Genomic DNA, 22,229 nt, shown 5'->3' with positions numbered 1-22,229 from the left:
TATTTTAGCGCCAATGGGCGCAGGCCGGGACCCATACCGCGTGATCCGTCGATTGCGGGCGGTTGCAGTACCGAACGACGTGTCTTCGCCAAATTACTCCCTGTGGTTATGGGTCCCGGCCTGCGCCGGGACGACGGCTGACTATGTGGCGGGCATTTGCACCCACATCGTCATTGCTTCGCGTCTCTCAATGACGGTGATAAACGTGGACGCATGTCCAAAGCCACCCCCGCCACACGCGCTCTTTCCGCCGCCGGTGTTGCCTTCACCGTCCACACCTACGACTACGATCCCGACGCCGAGAGCATTGGCCTTCAGGCTGCATCCGCGTTGGCGGAGGATCCGGCGCGCGTGTTGAAGACGCTGATGGCGCTGGTCGACGGCAAGCCGGTCTGCGTGATCGTTCCATCCGACCAGGAAGTCTCGATGAAGAAGCTCGCCGCCGTCGTGAGCGGCAAGTCGGCGCAGATGATGAAGCCGCCTGAGGCCGAACGCGTCACCGGCTTCAAGGTCGGCGGCATCAGCCCGTTCGGGCAGCGGCGAGAGGTACCCACCGTGATCGAGCAGAGCGCGATGGCGCACGATCGGGTCTACGTCAACGGCGGTCAGCGCGGACTGCAGCTGCGGCTGAAGCCGCGCGATCTATGCGACGCAATAAAAGCGATAGCAGCGGATGTGGTTGCCTGACCCGTCTTGCCGCACCCGTCTTGCCGCTACTGCTTCTGCAACAACTTCAGCCGGCAGCGTAGCGCCTCGCGAATATGCGACCGTGCCAGTTGCTCGGCCCTGTCGCCATCACGCAGAGCGATGGCATCGATGATCGCCTGATGCTCGCCATGGCTGGTCGAGGGCCGGCCCGTCACCGTGAAGGTCGTGGGGCCCAGCAGTGCGATCCAGTCCTGCAACTCGCGCGAGGCGTTGTCGAGATAGCGGTTGCGCGCGGCGCGGCAGACCGCCTCGTGGAAGATGCGGTTGAGCCTCGCCATCTCGGCTGCGTCGGTCTCGGAGGCCTCGGTGAAGGCCTGCTCGATATCCCTGAACGCATCGATCTCGGGCGCCGAGGCATGCTCGGCGGCAAGGCGGGCGGCCGCGCCTTCCATGATCTCGCGCATCGCATAGAGCTCGAGCACCTCGGAAATGTCGAGGCTGCGCACGATCAGCCCGCGGCCGCCAGCGGGCTCGACGAAACCGCGCGCCGCAAGCCGGCCGAGAGCTTCGCGGACGGGCGTGCGGCTGACCTTGAGCCGCTGCGCGACTTCCTCCTCACGCAGGCGGTCGCCAGCGCGGTAGCTGCCGGCCTGGAGCGCTTCGCAGAGTGAGCGGAACACGGCTTCGCCCAGCGCGACGCCGGTGCCGCGCGCGATCGATCCCCCTGCCTTTGCCGGGCCTCTGGCCATGGTCCCTCGAAACGCGGGGCGCGTCCTGCCCACGCAGTGATGCCGCTTGCGCACCATTGTATATCATTGTATACAAAGATGCGCAATGACAGAGCGACGTGCTGGGCTCGTGTTGGGCAGAATGTCTCTAACTTTGTCGCATCGGGCGTGAGGCATGAGCAGCAAATACGACGTGCTGGTGATCGGCGGCGGCAATGCGGCGTTGTGCGCTGCCATCAGTGCGCGGCGCGGCGGCGCCTCCGTTCTCGTGCTTGAAGGCGCGCCGAAATTCTATCGCGGCGGCAACACTCGCCACACCCGCAACATGCGCTGCGCCCATGACGCCGCGACCGAGATTTTGACCGGCCCCTATACCGAGGACGAATTCTGGGAGGATCTCCTGCGCGTGACTGGCGGGCAGACCGACGAGGTGCTCGCCCGCCACATGATCCGGGAGTCCAAGGACATCCTGAACTGGATCGTGGATCAGGGCGTGCGCTGGCAGCCTTCGCTCGGCGGCACGCTGAGCCTCGGTCGCACCAACTCCTTTTTCCTCGGCGGCGGTCGCGCGATGCTGAACGCACTTTATCTCACTGCCGAACGGCTCGGCGTCGAGGTTGAGTATGACGCGGAGGTCACCGACCTCGTGATCGCGGACGGCATGTTTCTGGCAGCACGCCTCAAGCGGCCGATCAAGGGCGAGACCGAGCTCCGCGCGACATCGATGGTCGCCGCGGCGGGCGGGTTCGAGGCCAACATCGAATGGCTGAAGCAATATTGGGGCGAGGCCGCCGACAATTTCCTGATCCGCGGCACGCCCTATAACCGCGGCTCGATCCTGAAGATGCTGCTCGCCAAGGGCGTGCAGCAGGTCGGCGATCCCACCCAGTGCCACGCGGTCGCGATCGACGCGCGCGCGCCGAAATTCGACGGCGGCATCATCACGCGCCACGACTCCGTCGTGTTCGGCATCGTCGTCAACAAGCACGCCCAGAGATTCTACGACGAGGGCGAGGACATCTGGCCGAAGCGCTACGCGATCTGGGGTCGGCTGGTTGCAGCCCAGCCCGACCAGATCGCCTACATCATCTTCGATGCGACCGTCGTCACCTCGTTCATGCCGACGCTGTTCCCGCCGATTGCGGGGCAGACTGTGGCTGAGTTGGCCGGCAAGCTCGAACTCGATCCGGCTGCGCTGGAAAAGACCATCGCCGACTTCAACGCCGCAGTGCAGCCGGGCACGTTCGATCACACCATCCTGGACGACTGCCGCACCGAAGGCATCGTGCCGCCGAAGACGCATTGGGCACGTCGGATCGCGACGCCGCCCTATCTCGCCTATCCGGTGCGGCCCGGCATCACCTTCACCTATCTCGGTACGCGCGTGACCAAGGAGGCGCGCATGCTGATGACCGACGGCAAGCCGTCGGCGAATATGTTCGCGGCCGGCGAGATCATGGCCGGCAACGTGCTCGGCAAGGGCTATGCCGCCGGCATGGGCATGACCATCGGCAGCGTGTTCGGTCGGATCGCAGGACGGGAAGCGGCGAAACATGCACGGAACTAGGATTCTTGACGAAGCTGACCGACTTATGACGGTCTGCAATTCCTGCCGCTACTGCGAGGGCTTGTGCGCGGTATTTCCGGCGATGGAGATGCGGCGCGCCTTCTCCGACGGCGACCTCAACTATCTCGCCAACCTCTGCCACGCCTGCGGCGCCTGCTACGTCGACTGCCAGTTCTCGCCGCCGCACGAGTTCAACGTCAATGTTCCCAAGACGTTTGCGATCGCGCGTGCCGAGTCTTATGCGGCCTATACCTGGCCACAGGCGCTGTCCGGCGCCTTTGCGCGCAATGGTCTTGTCATCAGCATCGTCGCCGCGCTCAGCATGGCCGCCTTCATTCTCGGCTTTGCCGCCATGAACGACAGCGGCGTGCTGTTCGGCGTCCACGCCGGCCCGGGCGCGTTCTACAGGCTGATGCCGCACAACGCGATGGCCGCGCTGTTCAGCGCCGCGTTCCTCTATGCGATCTTTGCGCTGGTCATGAGCGTGCGCGCGTTCTGGCGCGACATCGGCGCGCCGATCGGCGGCCGCGCGGAGGGTGGCTCGATCCTGCAGGCCATCCGAGATGCCGGCGAGCTGCGCTATCTGGATGGCGGTGGCATCGGCTGCTACAACGAAGACGACAAGCCGACCGACCGGCGCAAGCTGTATCATCACCTGACCTTTTACGGCTTCCTGCTCTGCTTCGCCGCGACGTCGGTGGCCGCGCTCTATCACTATGTATGGGGACGCGAGGCGCCCTACCCTTGGTGGGACCTGCCGGTGGTGCTCGGCACGCTCGGAGGCATCGGCCTTATTGTCGGGCCGATCGGGCTGTTCGCAGCGCGGATGCGACGCGATCCCGCGCTGCTGGACGAGCAGCGCTACGGCATGGATGTCGGTTTCATGGCCATGCTGTTCCTGACCGGTCTCACCGGCATGGCGCTGCTGGCTTTGCGTGAGACCGCTGCGATGGGACCGCTGCTGGCGCTGCATCTCGGTGCAGTGTTCGCACTGTTCATCACTATGCCCTACGGCAAGTTCGTGCACGGCATCTATCGCTTCGCCGCACTGGTACGCTACGCGCAGGAGCGGCGGTTCGAGGCCTCTTGAGGATTAGCGGCTTTGCGCCGCGGCCACTTCGCGCGGCCGGCTTGCGACGAGGACGACGTCAGACCTCGCGGCGTCGAGCTGAACCCGGTTGCGTCCCTTTTCCTTGGCGCGATAGCAGGCGGCATCCGCACGCCGCATCGCCTCCTCGAGTGTGGTGTTGCCGTCGGCGAAGCAGGCTACGCCAATGCTGGCGGTCACCGTAAAGCAACGATCGTCCCAGGCGAAGCTGAACAGATCGAGCGAGGTGCGCAGCCGTTCGGCGACATCGACGGCGTCGTAAGGCGAGCACTGCGGCAGGATCAGACCGAATTCGTCGCCGCCGAGCCTGGCCACGAGATCATGCGACCGCCGGTCCTGCTGCAACAATTGCGCGATCTGGCGCAGCAGGCGATCACCCGCGAGATGGCCGCAGCTGTCGTTGACGTTCTTGAACTGGTCGAGATCGAGCAGGATCAGGCCCAGTGAGCCTTCTCTGGTATGGTCGAGCTCGCTTTGCGGGCGCGCCTCGAACGCGCGGCGGTTCGCGAGTCCGGTCAGCCAGTCATGCGAGGCCTGCCAGGCGAGGCGGTCCTTCTCGGCACGCAATGCGTCCTCGAACGCCTCCCGTTGCAGCACCAATCGTCGCGTGTGCCAGATCAGGAGCAGGATCAGCGTCAGGGCGGTAACGACGTTGACGAGCGTCAACGTCACCTTGATGGCGCGGGAGCCCTCGCCGAGGACGGTGGAGAAGCGCTTGGCATGCCCCGTGAACTGGCTGTTCAGCTCCGAGAGCCGCGACGACAGGTATCGCAGACGGTCGCTGTCGCGAATGGGACCTTTCGTCCACTCGGAGCGGATGACTTCGCCGAAGACGCTCAGCTCCAGCAGCATGGGATCGGTGGCAGCCCACTCCCGGATCGCGTCGCGGAGAAAACTCACGTGGCAGAAATTGCGGAACAGCCAGATCAGGCCGGGGACGTCGTCAGGATGGTTGCCGCCTTGCAGGAAGCCGATCCGGGCGGCCTCGACCTCGACCGGATCGCGCTCGAGCGCCCACCGCGCGAATTCGTCGCCGACGGGGACGGCGAGCGAGGTCTGATAGTCCGCGAACTGGCTAGCGTCGCCGGAATGCAGATAGAGATTGAGGAAATAGACGGCGTTCTTCTGCGAGCGCGACCACATCGCCTCGCCCGCGACATAGGCGCGGACCGAGGACATCACCTCCAGGCTGAAGCCGGCGACCGCCGCCTGGAGCACGACGACCATGACGAAAGGCGAGACGAGCTTGATGACATGAAGGAGACTGCGTCGCTTCGTCGACGTCGCTGTTCTGCGAAACACGTTTGCATTCCCCAAGTCGCTCAACGACCCCAGCGGAGCGTTCCGCTCATAACGCGGATACCGCGCGAACGGTGCTTAACTCGACCTGAAAATGCCGGAAGACTGCGTTGAAAGGTGAAGGCGTTGTGAAGCGGATGCTTGCAGATCATTGCAAATCCGCCCAACCGGAACTGATGCGGTATCTGCGAGGCGATGCCTCGAATGCGTGGCGCGCGGTTTACTCGATCGAGAGAATTCGGCTTGGGGCTAGACCAGTACGGGTTTGCGCACGCGGCCGGCGTCGCCGAAGACGCGCAGGTAACGCTCGATCTCCGAGGACATTCCGGTCGCCTTCTCCGGATTGTCGGAGAGCTTGACGGCCGGGCGGCCGTCGACCGACGAGACCTTGCAGACGATCGAGATCGGATCGAGATTGATCGAGGCGTCAGGCGGGCAGCCGACAAAATCATTGGTGAGATTGGTGCCCCAGCCGAAGGAGAGCCGCACGCGGCCGCTGAAATGCTGATGGGTGTCCTCGATCGAGCCGACATCCATCGCGTCGGAGAACACGAGCAGCTTCTCCTTTGGATTGCGGCCCTTCTGCTCCCACCATTTGATGATCTCCTCGCCGGCCTGGATCGGCGGCGCGCTGTCGGGACGGAAGCCGGTCCAGTCGGCGACCCATTCCGGCGCATCGCGCAGGAAGGCCTTTGTGCCGAAGGCGTCGGGCAGCGCAATCAGCAGGTTGCCGCCATAGGTCTGGCGCCACTGGTCGAGGATGCGATAGGGCGCCCAGCGCAATTCCTCGTCGTCCTTGGCCAGCGCCGCCGCGACCATCGGCAGTTCATGCGCGTTGGTGCCGATCGCTTCCAGATCGTTGTCCATCGCGAGCAGCACGTTGGAGGTGCCGATGAAGGATGGCCCCAAGCCTTCCTTGACCGCCTCCACGCACCAGCGCTGCCAGAGGAAGCCGTGGCGGCGGCGGGTGCCGAAGTCGGACAGGCGCAACGTCTCGAGCTTGCGCAGCCGCTCGACCTTGGTCCACAGCTTGGCTTTGGCGCGGGCGTAGAGCACGTCGAGCTCGAAGCGGCCGCGGCCCTTCATCGCCGCGCGCGAGCGCAATTCGTTGAGGATGGCGAGCGCCGGAATTTCCCACATCGTAGTGTGGGTCCACGGTCCGTGGAAATGCAACTCGTACTGGCCCTCGACCTTGCGCAGCTCGTATTCGGGTAAACGAAATTCCGCGAGCCAGCGGATGAAGTCCGCCGAGAACATGTGGGTCTTGCCGTAGAAGGTGTTACCGGCGAGCCAGATCAGCTCCTTCTTGGTGAAGCGGATGGTGCGGGCATGATCGAGCTGGGCGCGCAGCTCGCCCTCGTCGATAATCTCGCCAAGCCGCACATGGCGCGAGCGATTGATGACCGAGAAGGTCACCTGCTGACTCGGGTAGGACTCCCGAATCATCTGCAACATCAATAGCTTGTAGAAGTCGGTATCAAGCAGGCTGCGGATGATGGGATCCAGCCGCCAACTGTGATTGTAGGTTCGGCTCGCAATGTCGGTCACTGTCATGGGGGAATTCTAGCGTGGCCGCCGCGACGCAACCAGTGGGTTTAGCGGGGATCAGGTTTTCGCGGGGCCAGGGCCCGCGGCGGTCGCCGCCACGGTCTCGAGCTGGTTTCTGATCCAGCGATGGGCCGGGTCCTTTTGATAGCGCTGGTGCCAGACCATGAACATCGGCAGTTCGGCCAGCGTCTGCGTGCGCGAGGGCAGCGGAATGCGCACATGGGCGAAGCCGCGCATGACGCCGGAGGCCAGCAGGCTCGGCATGCTTGCGAGCATTCGCGAGCCGCGCAGGAAGGACGGCACGCCGGAAAAGCTCGGCACGGAGATGGCGATATCGCGGTGGAAGCTGTTGGCCGCGAGCCGGCGGTCGAAGTCGAGCCGTTCATTGTCGGTGTAGACCACCGTGATGTGGCGCGCCGCGAGATAGGCGCTACGACCGGTAGGCGCGGCACGCGCCTTCGGATCATAGTAACAGACGTAGTGATCTCTCAGCAGGCGCTTCTGCACGATGTCGACGCCGGACGGCGGCAGCGGCGTGATCAGCAGATCGCAGCGGTTTTCGCGCAGCATTGCCGGTGAGGGCGATTGCGAAGGGATCACGCGCAGATTCAGGCTCTTCACCTGCGCGGCGACATGTCCGAAGAAACGCGGCAGCAGCAGGTCGCGCTGGAAATCGTTGGCTGCGACCGCGAGCGAAAGCTGGGCGCTCGCCGGCTCGAAGCTGACGCCGCCGGCAAAGCTGCGCATCTCGTCGATCAGCGCGCGGGCCTTCGCTGCGAGAGCCTGGGCGTGCGCGGTGGCGACGATGCCGCGGCCGGATTTGGCGAACAGCGGATCGCCGGCGATCCGCCGCAGCTTGTTCAGGGCGTGGCTGACCGCTGACTGCGTCAGGCCGAGCCGCGTTGCAGCCGCTGTCACCGAGCCTTCCTCCAGGACGGCCAGGAACAATTCAAGCGCATGGCCGTCGAGCGCCAAATGATCGATTTCTTTCATGTAATTCATTATAATTGATCTATTTATCTTGAGAATAGCCGGCTCCATGATCTCCCGATAAACCGTGCGCCCAAACGGGGCGCCAGAGGGAGAGACAACGCCGATGAATGCCCAGGCGCCCGCCTTGCAGGATCCCCGCCTCAACCGTCCCGAGCCGTTCACGGCCCGCGATGGCGGCTTTTTTCAGCGCGACCGCTCGATCCACCCGCCGGCCCACGCGCCCGGCTACAAATCCTCGGTGCTGCGCTCGCCGCGCCAAGCCCTGTTGTCGCTAGAGAATTCGGTCTCGGAGATCACCGGACCGGTGTTCGGCCACAATGATCTCGGGCCACTCGATAACGATTTGATTCGCAACTACGCCAAGGACGGCGACCCCGTTGGCGAGCGCATCATCGTGCACGGTCGGGTGCTCGACGAGACCGGGCGAGGCGTGCCGAACACGCTGGTCGAGTTCTGGCAGGCAAATGCCGGCGGCCGCTACCGGCACAAGAAGGACACCTATCTGGCGCCGATCGATCCGAATTTCGGCGGCTGCGGCCGCGCGCTGAGCGACGACGCCGGCTACTATTATTTCCGCACCGTGAAGCCCGGCCCCTATCCTTGGCGCAACTACGTCAACAGCTGGCGTCCCGCCCATATCCACTTCTCGGTGTTCGGTTCGGGCTTCGCGCAACGCCTGATCACCCAGATGTATTTTGAGGGCGATCCCCTGATCCCGATCTGTCCGATCCTGACGACGATTCCGGACAAGGATGCGCTCGACCGCCTCGTGGCGCCGCTCGACCTCAACGCCTCGACGCCGTTCGACTCGCTCGCCTACCGCTTCGATATCGTGCTGCGCGGCGCCCGCTCCACCTATTTCGAAAACCGCGCCGAGGGGAACTGAGCCCAGGAGACCGAATCATGCCGCAGCCGCTCAACTATCTCAAGGAAACCACCTCGCAGACTGCCGGACCTTACGTCCACATCGGCCTGATCCCGGCTATGGCCGGCTTCGATATTTTCGAGAAGAACTTTTCCAACGTGCTGGTGACGCCAGGCAGCAAGGGCGAGCGCATCATTCTGGAAGGCAAGGTGCTCGACGGCAGCGGCACGCCGCTACGCGACGTGCTTCTCGAAATCTGGCAGGCCAACGCGGCCGGCCGCTACAACCATCCGGCCGACCGCTCCGCTGGCCGACTGGACGAGGATTTTCGCGGCTGGGGCCGCGCCGGCTCGGATTTCGAGAGCGGGGTGGTGACATTCGAGACCATCAAGCCGGGCGCGATCACGGACAAAGCGGGCCGCAGATGTGCGCCGCATGTCAACGTCTGGATCGTCGCGCGCGGCATCAATATCGGGCTCAACACGCGGCTCTATTTCTCGGACGAAGAAGCGGCGAATGCTGCCGATCCCGTTCTGAACCTGATCGAGCAGCCGGTGCGGCGTGCCACATTGATCGCAAAGCGCGGCGAGCGCGCCGGCAAGATCGTGTATTCGTTCACGATCAATTTGCAGGGGCCGCAGGAGACGGTGTTCTTCGACGTTTGACGATCTGGGATGTCCCGCAGGATCATTCCACCCGGTCACCTCGATCGATCGTTCCGCGCGCGAGGAATTGCGGTGGCTGACGCATCTCGCGCGATCCCGGCCGCTCGGCGAGGTCGCGCCCTACTCTTGCTTTCAGTTCTGCCAAATCAATGAAGACGTCCGCCTGCCGGCGCAGTTCGTCGGCGACCATGGGCGGCTGGGTGGCGAGCGTGGAGACGACCGTCACGCGGACGCCACGGCGTTGCAGGGCTTCGACCAGCGAGCGAAAATCCCCATCTCCCGAGAACAACACGATCTGATGGACGTGCGCGGCGAGCTCCATAGCGCTCACGGCCAGGTCCACATCCATGCTGCGTTTCACCTTGCGCCGACCAGTGTTGGCGTCGACGAACTCCTTGGCGAGCTTGGTGACGACGGTGTACCCGTTATAGTCAAGCCAATCGATCAGCGGACGGATTGATGAATATTCCTGATCCTCAATAACGGTCGTGTAGTAGAAGGCTCGAACCAGTGTGCCTCGACCCTGAAATTCGCTGAGCAGACGCCTGTAATCGAGATCGAAGCCGAGTGCCTTTGAAGTGGCATAAAGATTGGCGCCATCGATGAAGAGTGCGATCTTCTCAAACGAAGACATGGTGCACAAATCTCCAGTTCCGCGTGCGAGCCTGTAGGTTCGGCCCCTGAGGCTCAGTGTGTTGGCCGGAAGACACTCTAGTCGCCGATGTGCTTTGCTAGAAAAAAACGGCGCAGACGACCGGACAGGGGTGGCCGTCATGCGCCAGGTCAGGGAGGTTGATGCCACCGGCGCCAGGGCGGCCAATACAGCCACGCTAAGCCGTCCGCATTCCATGCTCAAGTGTACGGAAGTAAACGGCGCGTATCCCAAGGGTTCGTCGTTCTATACCAAGGTAGATGCAGTCGCTACTCGCCGCCATGGAGCTGCGCGCGGAAGGCGCGCGGCGACAGGCCGGTGGCAGCGGCGTAGACCCGGCTGAAATAAGCGGGGTCCTCGAAGCCGAGCGCATAGGCGATCGTCGAGACCGGCAGGTTGGTATAGACGAGGTTGCGCCGCGCCTCGCGGATCAGGCGGTTGAGGATCAGATGCGAAGCGGTGTCGCCGGTCGCCGTCCGCGTCACCCGGTTCAGATGGGTGGGCGTGATCGCGAGTGCTTTGGCATAGTCCGCAACGCTCCAGCGCTGCAGATGATGCATCTCGAGCAGGGCCTCGAAGCGCCGGAACAGGCCGGATTCGGCCGTGCCGTTGCCGCTGCTCTCGCCGACGAGTGCGCGCGCCACCAGCCCGATCATGGCGGCCGAGAGCGCCCGCAACAGATGCGCACGGCCGAAATTGCATGCGGCGTGCTCGGCAAAGATCTGCTTCATGGTGGCACGGATCTGCGGCGTGCCGCGCACCACCGCCGATCGCGATAGCGCGCCGCGCAGGCCTTCGGCGGCGAGCAGCGCCTCGTCCAGAATTTCCGCGGCGATGGTCAGCACCCAGCCTTGCGTGCCGGGGACGAAGCGGAAGCCGTGGACGTGGCCGACCGGCACATTGACAATCTGCATCGGCCTCAGCGGCACCACGCGGCCGTCGAGCGTCGCCTCGCCGCCACCGCGCTCGATCAGCAGCACCTGGTGCAACCGCGCGTGGCGGTGCACGGCCAGGGTCCAGTCGTGCAGCACCGAGCGGGACGCGATGGTCTCGCAATGGACCACATCGGGCAAATCGCCGGACTCGCCGAAGAGGTTGTAGACCCGGATCGCCGGGGCAGGGGCTGCGGCTCTCATGTTCGAATTGTACAAGACAAAGGCCGATCGCTCCATCGGTGCGCAGCGAAAAATCTGCAAAAAAAGCGCGAACGGGAGGATGTAAAAATGAAAGTGCAGGTCTGCATCATCGGCGGCGGACCGTCCGGGCTGCTGTTGTCCCAGCTGCTCCATCTCAAGGGCATCGACACGGTCGTGCTGGAGAAATACAGCCGCGACCACGTGCTCGCCCGTATCCGCGCCGGCGTGCTCGAGCATGGCTTTGCCAAGCTGATGCGCGAGGCACAATGCGGCGAGCGAATGGACCGCGAAGGCGAGATCCACAAGGGATTCGAGATCGCCCATGACGGGGTGCTTTCCCAAATCGATCTCTACAAGCATTCGGGCGGCAATTCGGTGCTGGTCTACGGCCAGACCGAGCTGACGCGCGACCTCTACGAGGCGCGCGACCGCGTCGGCGGCAAAGTCGTGCACAACGCCGAGAGCGTCACGCCGCACGACCTGACGTCGGCGCGGCCTTACGTGACCTACCGCGCGAACGGTGAATCCATCCGGGTCGATTGCGACTATATCGTCGGCGCCGACGGCTTTCACGGCATCAGCCGCAAGTCGATCCCGAAGGACGTGCTGCGCGAATATGAAAAAGTCTATCCGTTCGGCTGGCTCGGCGTGCTGTCGCGCACCAAGCCGGTGTCGCCGGAGCTGATCTATGCGAAGCACGAGCGCGGCTTTGCGCTGTGCTCGCTGCGGTCCCAGGTGCTCAGCCGCTATTACATCCAGGTGCCGCTGACCGACAAGCTGGAGGATTGGCCGGATGACGCGTTCTGGGCCGAGCTGAAGCGCCGCTTGCCGGACGAAGTTGCTGCGCGGCTGATCACGGGCCCCTCGATCGAGAAGAGCATCGCGCCCCTGCGCAGCTTTGTCGCCGAGCCGATGAGTTACGGCCGCCTGTTCCTCGCCGGCGATGCCGCCCACATTGTCCCGCCGACCGGCGCGCGCGGGCTCAACAGCGCGGCTTCCGACATCTACTATCTCTATCACGCCATGCTCGCGCATTATCAGGACGGCGACGATTCCGGGCTCAAGGACTATTCGGCCAAGGCACTCGCGCGGATCTGGAAGGCGCAGCGTTTTTCCTGGTGGATGACGATGCTGCTGCATCGCTTCCCCGACCGGCGCGACTACGAGGACAGGCTTCAGCAGACCGAGCTGGAATATCTCTTTTCGTCAGAGACGGCGCAGCGATTGTTAGCGGAGAACTATGTGGGACTGCCGTTTTAGGGAGGCCGGATGTTGCCCCAAGCGCTGGCGGTTCCCTTCTCCCCTTGTGGGAGAAGGTGACGCGAAGCGCCGGATGAGGGGTTCTATCCGCACATGGAGTTCGAGAGCGTAAGAGATTCACGCGCGGAGAGAGACCCCTCACCCGTCTCGCCGCTACGCGGCGAGCCACCCTCTCCCACAAGGGGCGAGGGTGCACCGGTGTCCCGGGCGGCGCCGCTACTTCCCTTCCAGCGTATTGACCGGTGCCCACTCTGGCGGAGGTGGATTTGCGGCGAGGGATCTTGCGCGCTTCGCGAATAGCGTCGATGCCGGATCGATCGTTGCCGTTTGCTCGAATGCATCAACCGCCTCAGCAAACTCCCGTGCACGCCAGCGTGCCAACCCTTCCTCGTAAGCCGCAGTCACCTTCTTCTGCTCTGCGCTCTCCGCGTCCTTCTCCGCCAACGGCTCGAACACCTTGATCGCCTCGCCGCGTCCCAGCACTCTGATCGCGTCGAGCTCGCGCCAGGCGAAGGTGTCGCCGGTCTGTGCGACCGTCGCCTCCGAGGCCATGATCGCGGTGTCGTAATATTTGTTGGCGCCTTCGAGCCGGGAGGCGACGTTCACGGTGTCACTCATCACGGTATAGTTGAAGCGGCGCTTTGAGCCGATATTGCCGACCACGGCTGCGCCGCTGTTGAGCCCGATGCGCTGCGACAAGGCGCGGCCGGCGAAGGCAGCATTGCTCGCGTTGAGCTCGGCGAGCTTCTGGTGGCACTTCAGTGCCGCGCGCACTGCGTTGCGCGCGTGCGCGGGATCGTCGGCGGGAGCGCCGAACATGGCGACGATGGAATCGCCGATATACTTGTCGACGTAGCCGCCATGGCCCTCGATGATGTCGGTCATCGCCGACAGATATTCGTTCATCAACGTCACCAGCTCGCCCGGCGTCATCGCCTCGGCGATGGAGGAGAAGCCGCTGAGGTCCGAGAAGAACATGGTGACGTTGCGCATCTCGCCGCCGAGCGCCGGCATCTTGCCGGATGCAACCATGGTGTCGATGACCTCGGGGGCGAGATAGAATGCAAAACTCTTGCGCAGGAAGCGCTCCTCGCGGTCGGCGACGATGAAGCGGTAGCCGATCATCATGGCGAGCGCAGCAAGGCCTGCGAGCGCAGGCTCGGCCAGCGGCAGCGCCAATGCATGAACGAACGCGCCGACAGCGACGGCGACGTAAACGGCGGTGAGGGCGAACCATGTGATCAGCGCGCCGCCCGGTGCGAGCATGCAGGCCGCGCAGCCAACGATCGCCGCGAACACGATCGTCAGAACGGTCCGCAGCGGAAAGCCGAGCTCCGTCACGGCATCGCGCTCGATCAGGTTTCGGACGACGGCGGCATGCACGAAAACGCCGGCAATGTCGTTGCGGGCCTTCTGCGCGGTGCGCGCCGGAGCCGGCAGGGCGCATCGCGCGGCCGGCGTCCCGTCATATCCGCCGGACAGGCGCATCGAGGTGAGCTTGCGGTCCTCGAAATTGAGGACGGTGCCGAGCAGCACGACCTTGCCGTCGAAGGCGCGGCGGAAGAAATCGCGGTCGCCCTTCTCGACGCATGCGCGCAGGTCGGCGAATGAATACGTCGGAACGTCGCGACCCATTCCTCGAAAATTGAGCGTCAGCGTGTTGGCTACGGCGCTCGGGATGGAATAGCCGGACAAGTCCGTCACGCCGGACGGTCCGATTTCTGGTTTGGCACCGAGCGCGCGGGACGCCAGCTCGACTGCCATGGCGGGGACCGGCCTGTCCTGGATGGAAAAGCTCAGCGGCATCCGCCGGATCACGTCGTCGGTGTCGGTATGGACATTGAGCGCGCGGATGTTGTTGCGCACCGCCACTTGCTGAGCGCGATAGGGCACGTCCGGATGATCGTTGCTCAGGGTATCGCCGAGCACGAGCTTGCCGCTGTCGGAGAGCTGTCGCAGGGCGATCAGGTAGTCGCGATCGAATCCCTTCATGCGGGCGCCGAGCGGCGCGTCGCCAAAGGGAATTTCCGACTGTTCGATCGAGTTCTTGAAGATGACGTCGAAGCCGATGACCTTGGCGCCGCCCTCGGCGATGCTCCCGAGCACCCGGCCGATCTCGCGTGTCCAGGTCTGCGTCGGCGATCCCTTGAACGGCGGGGTGTCGTAGGTCTCCCCATCGATCGCCACCACGACGACCGGCGATGTCGCGGGATCGCGGCCGTCGCCGATGAGCCTGCCGCGCAAGGCCGTGAGGATGTCGAGCGAGAGCCCTTGCAGCGTCTGAAGCGGCGGAGACGTGAAGATCGCGCCCGCAAGGAGCGCAATCAGGATCGCCGCTATGATGTCGCCCCTGCCGATCCGCCGCATCGCGCCGTCGCAGGCCTTCTATTCGAGCCGCAGCAGGCGGCCGACGATCGGCGTCGGCGACGAGGTGGCGCTGGCGTCGACCTGGAAGGCATAGCGCTTGCCGCCGAGGGTTGCGAGATAGCTGCCGCCCGGGGTCAGTGACTTCCCGGCTTTGGCAAAGTCATAGAACTTGCCGCGGACCATGATGTCGCTCTTGAGCGGCACGTTGATCGTGGGCTCCTTGCCGTCGGTGCGTTCGATGACCAGCGTGCTGCCGCTCTTGGCCTGGACCAGCGGCGCGACGCCGTAGATCGTCGGCAGCTTCGGCGGAACGGCGCCCTTGGTGTCAGACCGTACGGTCCGGAACGTGGTTGCGGCGCTCTGGTTGGCCTCGCGCTCGGAGAGCTGCGCCGCGTTGGTATCGCAGGGCACCTTGACGCGCTGGACGTTGCCAAGTTGCACGGTGCTCTGCTCGGCGCCAACGAGGACGACGCCCTCACTGATCGTCTCGCGCAGGCAGGATTTGAGATAGCCGAGCGTGATGCTCGCCTTCGGTCCGAGCTTGATGATCTTGCCGGGAGCCACATAATCCATGAACTCGACGCCGTCGACCTTGCCCTGCACCTCTTCGACGATCGCGGCCGGAGTCTCCGCCAAGGCGGGAGCCACAAGACAGAACGCGCTGACAAAGGCGCCGATCAGGCTTTTCATGGGTATTCTCATCCGATTCGACATGCTTTGCCGGTCCCCGTCCTGGTGCAATGCTTAGCAGCGAAGCGCCCAGGCAAGTGTGACCAGAATCACTCTTTGTATTGGTGCACTCTATCAGGAACAGGTTCAAATACGTGATGGCAGAAAGCGGAGCCGTTGCAAACGTCGCAATCGCGGCAATGCGTGCGGCGACCGGGATCGCGGCCGTCGTGAGGCCGAGACGACGGCGCTTACGATATCTCGGCCGGTAGTCGTCTGACGGAGAGGCTGCAATTTTAAGGCTTGATTTGTTGGGACGTTAACCGTGGCGGAATGCTCACTGCATCGGTCATTGTCGCGCCCCGGAGTTCGTCGCAAATACGGGTGAGTTTTGCGATGGATGTTTTTCATGCTGAGAGACGGCAAATACGCTGCATGGTTCAGGACCCCGCGTGGCCAGGGCACCGGCGTCGTGCATCTGACCGAGGGCCGGATTTCGGGCGGCGACAGCTTCTTCACCTATGGCGGCTCCTATCGGGTCGATGAGCTGCTCTTTTCGGGCGTTCTGACCGTGCACCGGTATGCCGACGGCCCGCCGAGCGTGTTCGGGCCGGACGAAGTCGAGGTCACTCTCTCGGGTGCGTGCAACGGCCTGGTTGCGACCTGCTCGGGGACCGCCAGGCAAGTGCCGGACGTGAAGTTCGAGGCGACGTTGATTTACAGCCAGGAAGATCAGCCCGCCGCCGACGCCAGAGGCGCCGTCGTGAGGCTCAATGCCGACAAGCTGCCCAAGGGCCTCGACAGCCGTTCGAGACCGCGCCACCCGGCTGTGCCGGGATCGCCGGGGTCGGAACGGAATCGACCATAGGCCACACGTCACCCGGCTTTGATCGACCTCGTTGTCAGGGCTGCCGGAGCGGATGCGCCTTCTGGTGCCAGGCCCAGGCGGTGCGGATCACGTTGGGCAGGTCGGAATGTCCAGGCACGAAGTTCAGCACTTTTCGCGCGGCGGAGGGATCGGCCACAAGATAAGTGGGATCGCCGGCGCGGCGCGGCTTGACGGTGTGGGGCACCTCGCGCCCGGTCTCCTGCTTGATGGCGGTCAGGATTTCGCGTACGGAAAAGCCGGAGCCGGTGCCGAGATTGAAGCTGCCGCCGGCATGCCCCTGTTCCAGCAGTTTCAGCGCCGCGACATGTGCCGCGGCGAGATCGGTGACATGGATGTAGTCGCGGATCGCGGTGCCGTCGGGCGTGTCGTAATCGTCGCCGAACACCGCAAAGTCGACGTGCCCCTGCAACGCCATCATGGCGCGCGGAATGAGATGGGTCTCGTTGTCACGCAGCTCGCCGATGCCGCCGGCCGGATCGGCGCCGCTGGCGTTGAAATAGCGCAGGCAAAACGCGCCGAAGCCGTAGGCTGCGCGGTAATCGGCGAGCATGCGCTCGATCATCCATTTCGACGCGCCGTAGGGGTTGATCGGCGCGCAGGGAAAATCCTCTGGCAGTTCCTTGGAATCGGCGTTGCCGTAGACGGCTCCGGTCGAGGAGAACACGATGCGCGTGCAGCCCGCCTTGCGCATCGCCTGCAACAGCGACAGCGTGCCCTGCACATTGTTGATGTAGTATTTCTGCGGATCGGACATGGATTCGCCGACGAGGCTCGCCGCCGCAAAATGCATCACCGCCGCGACCTTGTAGTCGGCGAAGGCGCGCGCCAGCGTCGCTCCGTCGAGCAGATCGCCGGTGACCAGCGGACCGGCCACGAAGCTGCGGTGCCCGGTGGAGAGATTGTCGTAGACGACGGGTTGATAGCCGGCCGCGGCCAGCGCGCGGCAGGCATGCGAGCCAATATAGCCCGCGCCCCCTGTGACGAGGACGGTCGGTCGGTCGGTCATGTCACCTCTAAAACGTTCTGATCGAGGCATCCTAGAGCAGAATCAACAATGATCCAAGCAACTGTGGTCGTGAGCAAATCCGCAGCGAGCACGATTGGCGCATTTGCGAGCCATTCGGCCCGCGGCACAAGCTGCCTACACGTTGGCGTGAGATTGTCCTCGCTATCGAGAAGCTAAAAGGATTCCAGCGGTCGCGCGGAGGTCTGCTTCTTCTTAGCTTTGCATTGACGCTGTTGCCGCGAAAACGACACGCAATCGCGCGCGGCAACCCTGCCTTTACAGGTGAAATCTAGGTTCTGGTTGATAACAAGGGACGGACAGGGACATGCCTCAGATCTGGATGACATATGACGAACTTGCGACGCTCAGCGATTGCACGCCTGCAGAAGCCAGAATGCGGGCCATCCATTTGTCGCTCGACCGTCGCAAAAGCCGCGATGGCGCAACCCGTGTTAAACTGGATCTGGCGCTGACGGCCAAATTCTTTGCATCTGTCCGCGATGCCGATTTTGATCTGGATAGCGCCATCGGGGCGCTCCGGGCTACGCATCGCCAGATGGCAGAACTGCTGACGCCGAACGAGTTCCTCAGCCGACGCGGGTCAGCCTAATCCGCTGCATGCAGTCGTCGAAGGGGGGTGCGTCGGGAGCCGAGATTCTCGCGATAGTTGTCCAGGATCAGGCGGAGATTTGCACCTGGATTTGCTGGGAAGTGGTACGCAAACATTCACATTGCTGCGAATCCGGGCGGCGAACTTCGCGGGCAGGTGGGGCCTGCTGGCTTCAGGCAGGGGGTCTGGGTAAGAAGGCCAAGATCGTCTGGGCGAGGAGCACACCGACGGTGCCGCCTGCCGCTTTCTGCAGCACGTCCAGGACGCCGGGATCGCGATCGGGTGTGAGCGCCTGCAGGAGCTCCAGCCCCATTGCGACCGCTATGACAAGCGAGCAGGCCACAGCGAGCCGTCCGGGCAGCAGGAACGACAGAAGAAAGCCCAACAGCCCGTAGGCGCTGAAGCGCTCGATCACAACGACCCAATAAGCCTCGTGATGTCCCATCAGCGCCGGCCTCCCCGCAAGCCTTGCCAACGTGGCGTAGGCGATGAGGGCGAGGCAGATTCCCGCAGCGGCAAACAGGTGATTTCGGCGCATGGTCCAGCATAGCCGGTCGAGGAGTGTTTCGCTTCGAAAGACGCGAATATCGTTAAAGTGCTTGCTGCTTCTCCAGCGCGCGGCGGAGACATTCCGCGGATGGGGGCTGTCTCAGCGAATGGTTCGAAATCGGTCAGGCGACTAACGCGCTGCCCTCGATCGAAGATGCGGCCATGCGCCAGCGGCCTCTGCCGCATTCGACGCATCGCTTCCGACCCTAAGACTTCTTACCTGTCCTCGATTTCAACGAAAGACCAAGGCGCAAGGCCATGCGCTTGATCGCATCGGGCGAGCGCCCGAGCTGTTTCGCCGCCTCCTCCAGGGAAGCCGAAGACTTGGCCAACTCCATTAGCCGGCGGTCTTCCTTGAACGACCAGGGCTTGCGCGCCATAACCGAAATCATCCTCTCGTCGAGACAAAGACAAAGCCGCCAAGCGGACCCATGTGCGCTCGGCGGCTTTGCTTGGGTGGGGCCGGACCTTGGGGAAGCCCGGTGCGGAGATGGATATGCGATCCACGGGACTTCGCAACAAGCAACGCGAATTAAGCTAACCGCTCAACCTTACCGGGGCAGGATCGCGAGTTTGCATCCGTATAATCACGGAGATCTCCGCACACCGAGTCCAGTTCGAGCGTGTTGATGGCCGCAGTCGAGAATGTCCCGTTGTGATTTCCAGACGTCGCAGCACCAGCGCGTTGGCGAGCAAGCCCTGCCCATGCACAGTGAGTCAGCAGAAGCGTGGGACATAAGGTTGCCGCGCCCCGAAATGAAGCTCCAGCTAGGGTCTTGGTAGCTGGATTGTCAGAGGGCAGCTATCAGTTCTGCCGCGAGACGATCCATAAGAAGCAGTGTGAAATCAACTGTGAGATGGTTTGCGTCCCTATAAACAACGATGCCGTCACGAATGGCCGGACACACCAAGTCTGTGCAAATTGACGATGTTAGGTCGATCATGCGCGCGTTGTTGATGGACGAGACGACACGTTGCTCAGCTTCGATCACTTCATCACTTATAGTGAGCGATAGACTACGGCTACAGGTGCTGAATGGTAGGCCTCGCCATTCCGCCCGAGCGAGACAATTCCCGACCGGGTGGTAAGGAGTGGGATTGTCGCGGACCACGATTAGTTTGGCGCCGAGTGGTTCAAGCTCCTTAAGCGCTCTAAATAATCCACGCTCCCACGTCTCAATGCTCACCGCGTGAGGTCCCAGATTGGTGAATGGTCCCTTGACGTTCCCGCTCGAAAACTGCGCCAGCAGTATCGCGTCGGGGCTATCTTGATTTTTTATCATAGCGATTGTCTGCTCGCGCCAGCTTGCGCACTGGGGCGAAAGACGACGAAGTCGCAAACTGTAGACCGTGGAAACGGGAATATCAGCGACAGGGCAGGAGGCCCTTAGATAAGTGATAAGCCGCCATCCCTTCTGTTCGGCAATAGCTGTAAGCGCGGTTGTCCATTGATCGGCGTGAGAATCTCCCAACAGAACAATTGTCTTCGTATAGCTCGATGGGCCGAACACGCAACGAATTGGCTTCTGTGTCGTGAACCCGGCTAGACAACCACTCTCACTCGAAAGTGAATACTTGGAGGTTGAGGCAACTATGGTCGCTTGCGCAGCATCCGTAACATAATGTGCAATCGTGAACGAAAGGACGCCGGCAACTGTGGCGATTAGCGTAAGGGCACCGCCCATGGCAATTGATCGTGAAGATCGTTGTGCCAGCCAGTAACTAGCTCTGATCGGGCGTTCGAGCCAAGCGAAGCTGAGCGAGGAGAGAACGACTGTCATCACAAAGAAAAGGCAATGGGCCAGTGCCGTACCGCCAAGAAGTACCGTACCAAGCACTGCAATCGGCCAATGCCAGAGGTAAATGGCATAAGATCGGGCACCGAAGAATTGAAATGGATGCATCCTAAGCAAAGCGGACGGTCCAGCAGGGTTGTCCCCCGTAAGCAGCAACAGCGCTGTGGCGAACACTGGAACCATTGCAACTACGCCCGGGAACGGCATGAAGCCGTCGATCGCAAAGAATGACAGGATGAGAACCGCGAATGACAACCATCCAACGATCGGCCCACTCGAGCCAGGCTGCCTCATCCAGTGCTCGAACGGCCTTGTTGCGATCAGAGCTCCTGTTCCGAACTCCCACGCTCGAGGGGGCGCCAGATAGAATGCCCAAGCTTGCTTGCCATAGGTCAGGTAGATGCAAGCGGCGAAGGATCCGAACACCACGATCGATAAAGCTATCAGCAGGACCTTTTGGCTGAAGCGGCCGACCATTAGGAGAAACGCCGGCCAAACCAAATAGAATTGTTCCTCGACCGACAGTGACCACGTATGAAGAAAGGGATTGAGCGAACTTTCGGGCGCGAAATAATTCGTTGATTGGCGAAGGAGCCAAACGTTGGCTGCATAGAGCGCGGAAGCGGTGGCCGATTTGGCCATTTCCTTCTGTTCAAACGGCGCTAGCACGAAGTATCCAATGATCAACGTTGCTACCGTGACCACGAGGGCGGCGGGCAAAAGCCTCTTAGCTCTGCGACCGTAGAAGCCAAGAAAATCGAGCTTCCCGGTCGCGGCTATCTCCCGAAGCAGAAGTTGCGAGATCAGGTAACCTGATATGACAAAGAAGACGTCGACACCGACAAATCCGCCGGTCACGCTCGGAACTCCGTAGTGAAAGGCAACGACCGACAGAACTGCGATTGCCCTGAGCCCCTCGACATCCGCTCTGAAATGGGCCGCCGCGCGCGATACAGGTTGCATGTCTGTTACTGACTACATCGCATCAAAAAAAGCAGGCGTATTCAGCACTGCGCAATTCGTTCGCAGTTTGGCGATTTTCGGCTATTCGTGGGGCGGCGACCGGGCAAAGACTCTTGTTGGAGAATTGGCCCGGCGGGTCACAATGGGAGCCCGTCGCCCCGTGTAGGTGTCGCTCGATAGAGCGGAAGCGTCGGGCGTGACCCGAGGTGCTCAGAAGAAAGCAGCAGATCAGCTCCGGAAGCCGTCAAGTCGCCATGTCCGGTGACTTCAGCTTTAGCCTCCATAACGCACACTCGCGGCCCTTGTTGGAGAGTCGACTAAGGGTCATGAGCGCCGGTTGGCGGCTCCGCCGTTTCTTCCGGTCTACCTCGATGAGCCGACAACAGGGACGCTGGCCGGACCTGCGCCTTCGGGCCATACGAACGGCCTGCCGGTCCGGCTTGCGATGACACCCGGCGAGGCTCACGATAATCGGCTTGCTGGAAAACTCCTGTCTCGCATAAAGCCTGGATCGATGTTGCTTGCGGACCGTGGCTATGACGCCGATTGGATTAGAGAACTTGCGATGAAGAAAGGCGCATGGGCGAACATCCCGCCCAAAAGCAGTCGCAGCGAGCCGATCTGTTTTAGTCCTTACCTATATCGCTCCCGCAATCGAGTTGAGAGGTTCTTCAACAGGATCAAGCAATGTCGTCGGGTGGCGACCCGTTACGACAAGCTTGCCGCCAACTACCTCGCCTTCGTTCAACTCGCCTCAATCGCACGCATACGACGAAGACCGCCTGATTGACGCATGCGCGCGGGCACGGCGAGCTCTATGATGGCTTGCGTGAAGGTCAGGCGGCCTGCTGACCGGCGGGCTTGTCGGCTTGGCGCAGGAGCTTCCATTCCCAGGGCAGCAGTTCGTGCAG

Annotated in this window: 20 protein-coding genes and 2 pseudogenes; 10 read left to right on the top strand and 12 right to left on the bottom strand. The window is 62.8% G+C overall.

Annotation, left to right across the window (positions count from 1 at the left end; all coding sequences use genetic code 11):
* Positions 1-213 precede the first annotated feature (213 nt).
* Positions 214-687, top strand: coding sequence for a Cys-tRNA(Pro) deacylase (ybaK, locus tag FXV83_RS30555; protein WP_148743297.1), 474 nt, complete (start codon positions 214-216; stop codon positions 685-687).
* 26 nt (positions 688-713) lie between these two features.
* Here ybaK and FXV83_RS30550 read toward each other — a convergent pair whose 3' ends face one another.
* Complete coding sequence (locus FXV83_RS30550; protein ID WP_148743296.1) at positions 714-1,397, bottom strand: GntR family transcriptional regulator; 684 nt, start codon at positions 1,395-1,397, stop codon at positions 714-716.
* Positions 1,398-1,551: 154 nt separating this feature from the next.
* Here FXV83_RS30550 and tcuA point away from each other — a divergent pair, with 154 nt between their 5' ends.
* Positions 1,552-2,943 (top strand): FAD-dependent tricarballylate dehydrogenase TcuA, encoded by a 1,392-nt coding sequence (gene tcuA / locus FXV83_RS30545; RefSeq protein ID WP_148743295.1) that lies wholly within the window; start codon positions 1,552-1,554, stop codon positions 2,941-2,943.
* The gene (gene tcuB / locus FXV83_RS30540; RefSeq protein WP_148743294.1) at positions 2,930-4,033 is read left to right on the top strand and encodes a tricarballylate utilization 4Fe-4S protein TcuB; all 1,104 of its coding nucleotides are present in this window, start codon (positions 2,930-2,932) and stop codon (positions 4,031-4,033) included. The genes tcuA and tcuB overlap by 14 nt, the downstream gene beginning before the upstream one ends.
* A gap of 3 nt (positions 4,034-4,036) precedes the next feature.
* Here tcuB and FXV83_RS30535 read toward each other — a convergent pair whose 3' ends face one another.
* The 3 genes from FXV83_RS30535 to FXV83_RS30525 all read right to left on the bottom strand — a co-directional run bounded on the left by FXV83_RS30535 (position 4,037) and on the right by FXV83_RS30525 (position 7,900).
* Positions 4,037-5,353 carry a GGDEF domain-containing protein gene (locus FXV83_RS30535; RefSeq protein WP_148743293.1) on the bottom strand — a complete coding sequence of 439 codons (1,317 nt, stop codon included), beginning with the start codon at positions 5,351-5,353 and terminating at the stop codon, positions 4,037-4,039.
* 246 nt (positions 5,354-5,599) lie between these two features.
* On the bottom strand, positions 5,600-6,904 hold the full coding sequence (gene pncB, locus FXV83_RS30530) for a nicotinate phosphoribosyltransferase (RefSeq protein WP_148743292.1): 1,305 nt from the start codon (positions 6,902-6,904) through the stop codon (positions 5,600-5,602).
* Between the two features lie 51 nt (positions 6,905-6,955).
* Positions 6,956-7,900: a LysR family transcriptional regulator gene (locus tag FXV83_RS30525; protein WP_187436276.1), complete on the bottom strand. Its 945-nt coding sequence runs from the start codon at positions 7,898-7,900 to the stop codon at positions 6,956-6,958.
* A gap of 94 nt (positions 7,901-7,994) precedes the next feature.
* Between FXV83_RS30525 and pcaH the strand changes: the two genes are divergently transcribed.
* Positions 7,995-8,777, top strand: a complete 783-nt coding sequence (gene pcaH, locus FXV83_RS30520) for a protocatechuate 3,4-dioxygenase subunit beta (protein WP_148743290.1) — start codon at positions 7,995-7,997, stop codon at positions 8,775-8,777.
* 17 nt (positions 8,778-8,794) lie between these two features.
* Positions 8,795-9,421, top strand: coding sequence for a protocatechuate 3,4-dioxygenase subunit alpha (gene pcaG, locus FXV83_RS30515; protein WP_148743289.1), 627 nt, complete (start codon positions 8,795-8,797; stop codon positions 9,419-9,421).
* A gap of 22 nt (positions 9,422-9,443) precedes the next feature.
* Here pcaG and FXV83_RS30510 read toward each other — a convergent pair whose 3' ends face one another.
* Both FXV83_RS30510 and FXV83_RS30505 read right to left on the bottom strand, forming a co-directional pair.
* Positions 9,444-10,055, bottom strand: a complete 612-nt coding sequence (locus tag FXV83_RS30510; RefSeq protein ID WP_148743288.1) for a LabA-like NYN domain-containing protein — start codon at positions 10,053-10,055, stop codon at positions 9,444-9,446.
* 287 nt (positions 10,056-10,342) lie between these two features.
* On the bottom strand, positions 10,343-11,245 hold the full coding sequence (locus FXV83_RS30505) for a helix-turn-helix domain-containing protein (protein ID WP_148743287.1): 903 nt from the start codon (positions 11,243-11,245) through the stop codon (positions 10,343-10,345).
* A 51-nt stretch (positions 11,246-11,296) separates the two neighbouring features.
* Between FXV83_RS30505 and pobA the strand changes: the two genes are divergently transcribed.
* Positions 11,297-12,469, top strand: a complete 1,173-nt coding sequence (pobA, locus tag FXV83_RS30500; RefSeq protein WP_148743286.1) for a 4-hydroxybenzoate 3-monooxygenase — start codon at positions 11,297-11,299, stop codon at positions 12,467-12,469.
* A gap of 216 nt (positions 12,470-12,685) precedes the next feature.
* Here pobA and FXV83_RS30495 read toward each other — a convergent pair whose 3' ends face one another.
* Positions 12,686-14,836, bottom strand: coding sequence for an adenylate/guanylate cyclase domain-containing protein (locus FXV83_RS30495; protein WP_148743285.1), 2,151 nt, complete (start codon positions 14,834-14,836; stop codon positions 12,686-12,688).
* Between the two features lie 18 nt (positions 14,837-14,854).
* On the bottom strand, positions 14,855-15,526 hold the full coding sequence (locus tag FXV83_RS30490) for a hypothetical protein (RefSeq protein WP_187436275.1): 672 nt from the start codon (positions 15,524-15,526) through the stop codon (positions 14,855-14,857).
* A 388-nt stretch (positions 15,527-15,914) separates the two neighbouring features.
* Between FXV83_RS30490 and FXV83_RS30485 the strand changes: the two genes are divergently transcribed.
* Positions 15,915-16,373, top strand: a complete 459-nt coding sequence (locus FXV83_RS30485; protein ID WP_148743284.1) for a GrlR family regulatory protein — start codon at positions 15,915-15,917, stop codon at positions 16,371-16,373.
* Between the two features lie 34 nt (positions 16,374-16,407).
* Here the strand turns inward: FXV83_RS30485 and galE are convergent, their stop codons facing one another.
* A complete protein-coding gene (gene galE / locus FXV83_RS30480; RefSeq protein WP_148743283.1) occupies positions 16,408-17,400 on the bottom strand; it encodes a UDP-glucose 4-epimerase GalE in 993 nt (330 codons plus the stop codon).
* A 325-nt stretch (positions 17,401-17,725) separates the two neighbouring features.
* On the opposite strand from galE, the gene FXV83_RS30475 reads away from it, so the two are divergent.
* Both FXV83_RS30475 and FXV83_RS45515 read left to right on the top strand, forming a co-directional pair.
* On the top strand, positions 17,726-18,010 hold the full coding sequence (locus FXV83_RS30475) for a hypothetical protein (RefSeq protein WP_148743282.1): 285 nt from the start codon (positions 17,726-17,728) through the stop codon (positions 18,008-18,010).
* A gap of 57 nt (positions 18,011-18,067) precedes the next feature.
* Positions 18,068-18,163: pseudogene (locus FXV83_RS45515) on the top strand (CHRD domain-containing protein); the annotation flags it as partial.
* Positions 18,164-18,182: 19 nt separating this feature from the next.
* On the opposite strand, the gene FXV83_RS30465 reads toward FXV83_RS45515, so the two are convergent.
* The 3 genes from FXV83_RS30465 to FXV83_RS30460 all read right to left on the bottom strand — a co-directional run bounded on the left by FXV83_RS30465 (position 18,183) and on the right by FXV83_RS30460 (position 21,318).
* Positions 18,183-18,548 (bottom strand): VanZ family protein, encoded by a 366-nt coding sequence (locus FXV83_RS30465; protein ID WP_148743281.1) that lies wholly within the window; start codon positions 18,546-18,548, stop codon positions 18,183-18,185.
* Positions 18,549-18,765: 217 nt separating this feature from the next.
* Positions 18,766-18,939: a hypothetical protein gene (locus FXV83_RS43150; RefSeq protein WP_187436274.1), complete on the bottom strand. Its 174-nt coding sequence runs from the start codon at positions 18,937-18,939 to the stop codon at positions 18,766-18,768.
* 411 nt (positions 18,940-19,350) lie between these two features.
* Positions 19,351-21,318, bottom strand: a complete 1,968-nt coding sequence (locus tag FXV83_RS30460; protein WP_148743280.1) for an acyltransferase family protein — start codon at positions 21,316-21,318, stop codon at positions 19,351-19,353.
* Between the two features lie 418 nt (positions 21,319-21,736).
* Between FXV83_RS30460 and FXV83_RS30455 the strand changes: the two are divergent.
* Positions 21,737-22,108, top strand: a pseudogene (locus FXV83_RS30455) (IS5 family transposase); the annotation flags it as partial.
* Positions 22,109-22,229 lie beyond the last annotated feature (121 nt).

It is taken from the genome of Bradyrhizobium hipponense, from assembly GCF_008123965.1.
Taxonomy (GTDB): Bacteria; Pseudomonadota; Alphaproteobacteria; order Rhizobiales; family Xanthobacteraceae; genus Bradyrhizobium; species Bradyrhizobium hipponense.
Note: the sequence above shows the minus strand (reverse complement) of the source record. Positions and strands in the feature narration are given on the sequence as shown.

Bases quoted from the DNA above. Each gene is read 5' to 3' on its own strand.
- ybaK (WP_148743297.1), top strand. From the start codon at position 214: ATGTCCAAAGCCACCCCCGCCACACGCGCTCTTTCCGCCGCCGGTGTT.
- FXV83_RS30550 (WP_148743296.1), bottom strand. From the start codon at position 1,397: ATGGCCAGAGGCCCGGCAAAGGCAGGGGGATCGATCGCGCGCGGCACC.
- tcuA (WP_148743295.1), top strand. From the start codon at position 1,552: ATGAGCAGCAAATACGACGTGCTGGTGATCGGCGGCGGCAATGCGGCG.
- tcuB (WP_148743294.1), top strand. From the start codon at position 2,930: ATGCACGGAACTAGGATTCTTGACGAAGCTGACCGACTTATGACGGTC.
- pncB (WP_148743292.1), bottom strand. From the start codon at position 6,904: ATGACAGTGACCGACATTGCGAGCCGAACCTACAATCACAGTTGGCGG.
- FXV83_RS30525 (WP_187436276.1), bottom strand. From the start codon at position 7,900: ATGAATTACATGAAAGAAATCGATCATTTGGCGCTCGACGGCCATGCG.
- pcaH (WP_148743290.1), top strand. From the start codon at position 7,995: ATGAATGCCCAGGCGCCCGCCTTGCAGGATCCCCGCCTCAACCGTCCC.
- pcaG (WP_148743289.1), top strand. From the start codon at position 8,795: ATGCCGCAGCCGCTCAACTATCTCAAGGAAACCACCTCGCAGACTGCC.
- FXV83_RS30510 (WP_148743288.1), bottom strand. From the start codon at position 10,055: ATGTCTTCGTTTGAGAAGATCGCACTCTTCATCGATGGCGCCAATCTT.
- FXV83_RS30505 (WP_148743287.1), bottom strand. From the start codon at position 11,245: ATGGAGCGATCGGCCTTTGTCTTGTACAATTCGAACATGAGAGCCGCA.
- pobA (WP_148743286.1), top strand. From the start codon at position 11,297: ATGAAAGTGCAGGTCTGCATCATCGGCGGCGGACCGTCCGGGCTGCTG.
- FXV83_RS30495 (WP_148743285.1), bottom strand. From the start codon at position 14,836: ATGCGGCGGATCGGCAGGGGCGACATCATAGCGGCGATCCTGATTGCG.
- FXV83_RS30490 (WP_187436275.1), bottom strand. From the start codon at position 15,526: ATGAAAAGCCTGATCGGCGCCTTTGTCAGCGCGTTCTGTCTTGTGGCT.
- FXV83_RS30485 (WP_148743284.1), top strand. From the start codon at position 15,915: ATGCTGAGAGACGGCAAATACGCTGCATGGTTCAGGACCCCGCGTGGC.
- galE (WP_148743283.1), bottom strand. From the start codon at position 17,400: ATGACCGACCGACCGACCGTCCTCGTCACAGGGGGCGCGGGCTATATT.
- FXV83_RS30475 (WP_148743282.1), top strand. From the start codon at position 17,726: ATGCCTCAGATCTGGATGACATATGACGAACTTGCGACGCTCAGCGAT.
- FXV83_RS30465 (WP_148743281.1), bottom strand. From the start codon at position 18,548: ATGCGCCGAAATCACCTGTTTGCCGCTGCGGGAATCTGCCTCGCCCTC.
- FXV83_RS43150 (WP_187436274.1), bottom strand. From the start codon at position 18,939: ATGGCGCGCAAGCCCTGGTCGTTCAAGGAAGACCGCCGGCTAATGGAG.
- FXV83_RS30460 (WP_148743280.1), bottom strand. From the start codon at position 21,318: ATGCAACCTGTATCGCGCGCGGCGGCCCATTTCAGAGCGGATGTCGAG.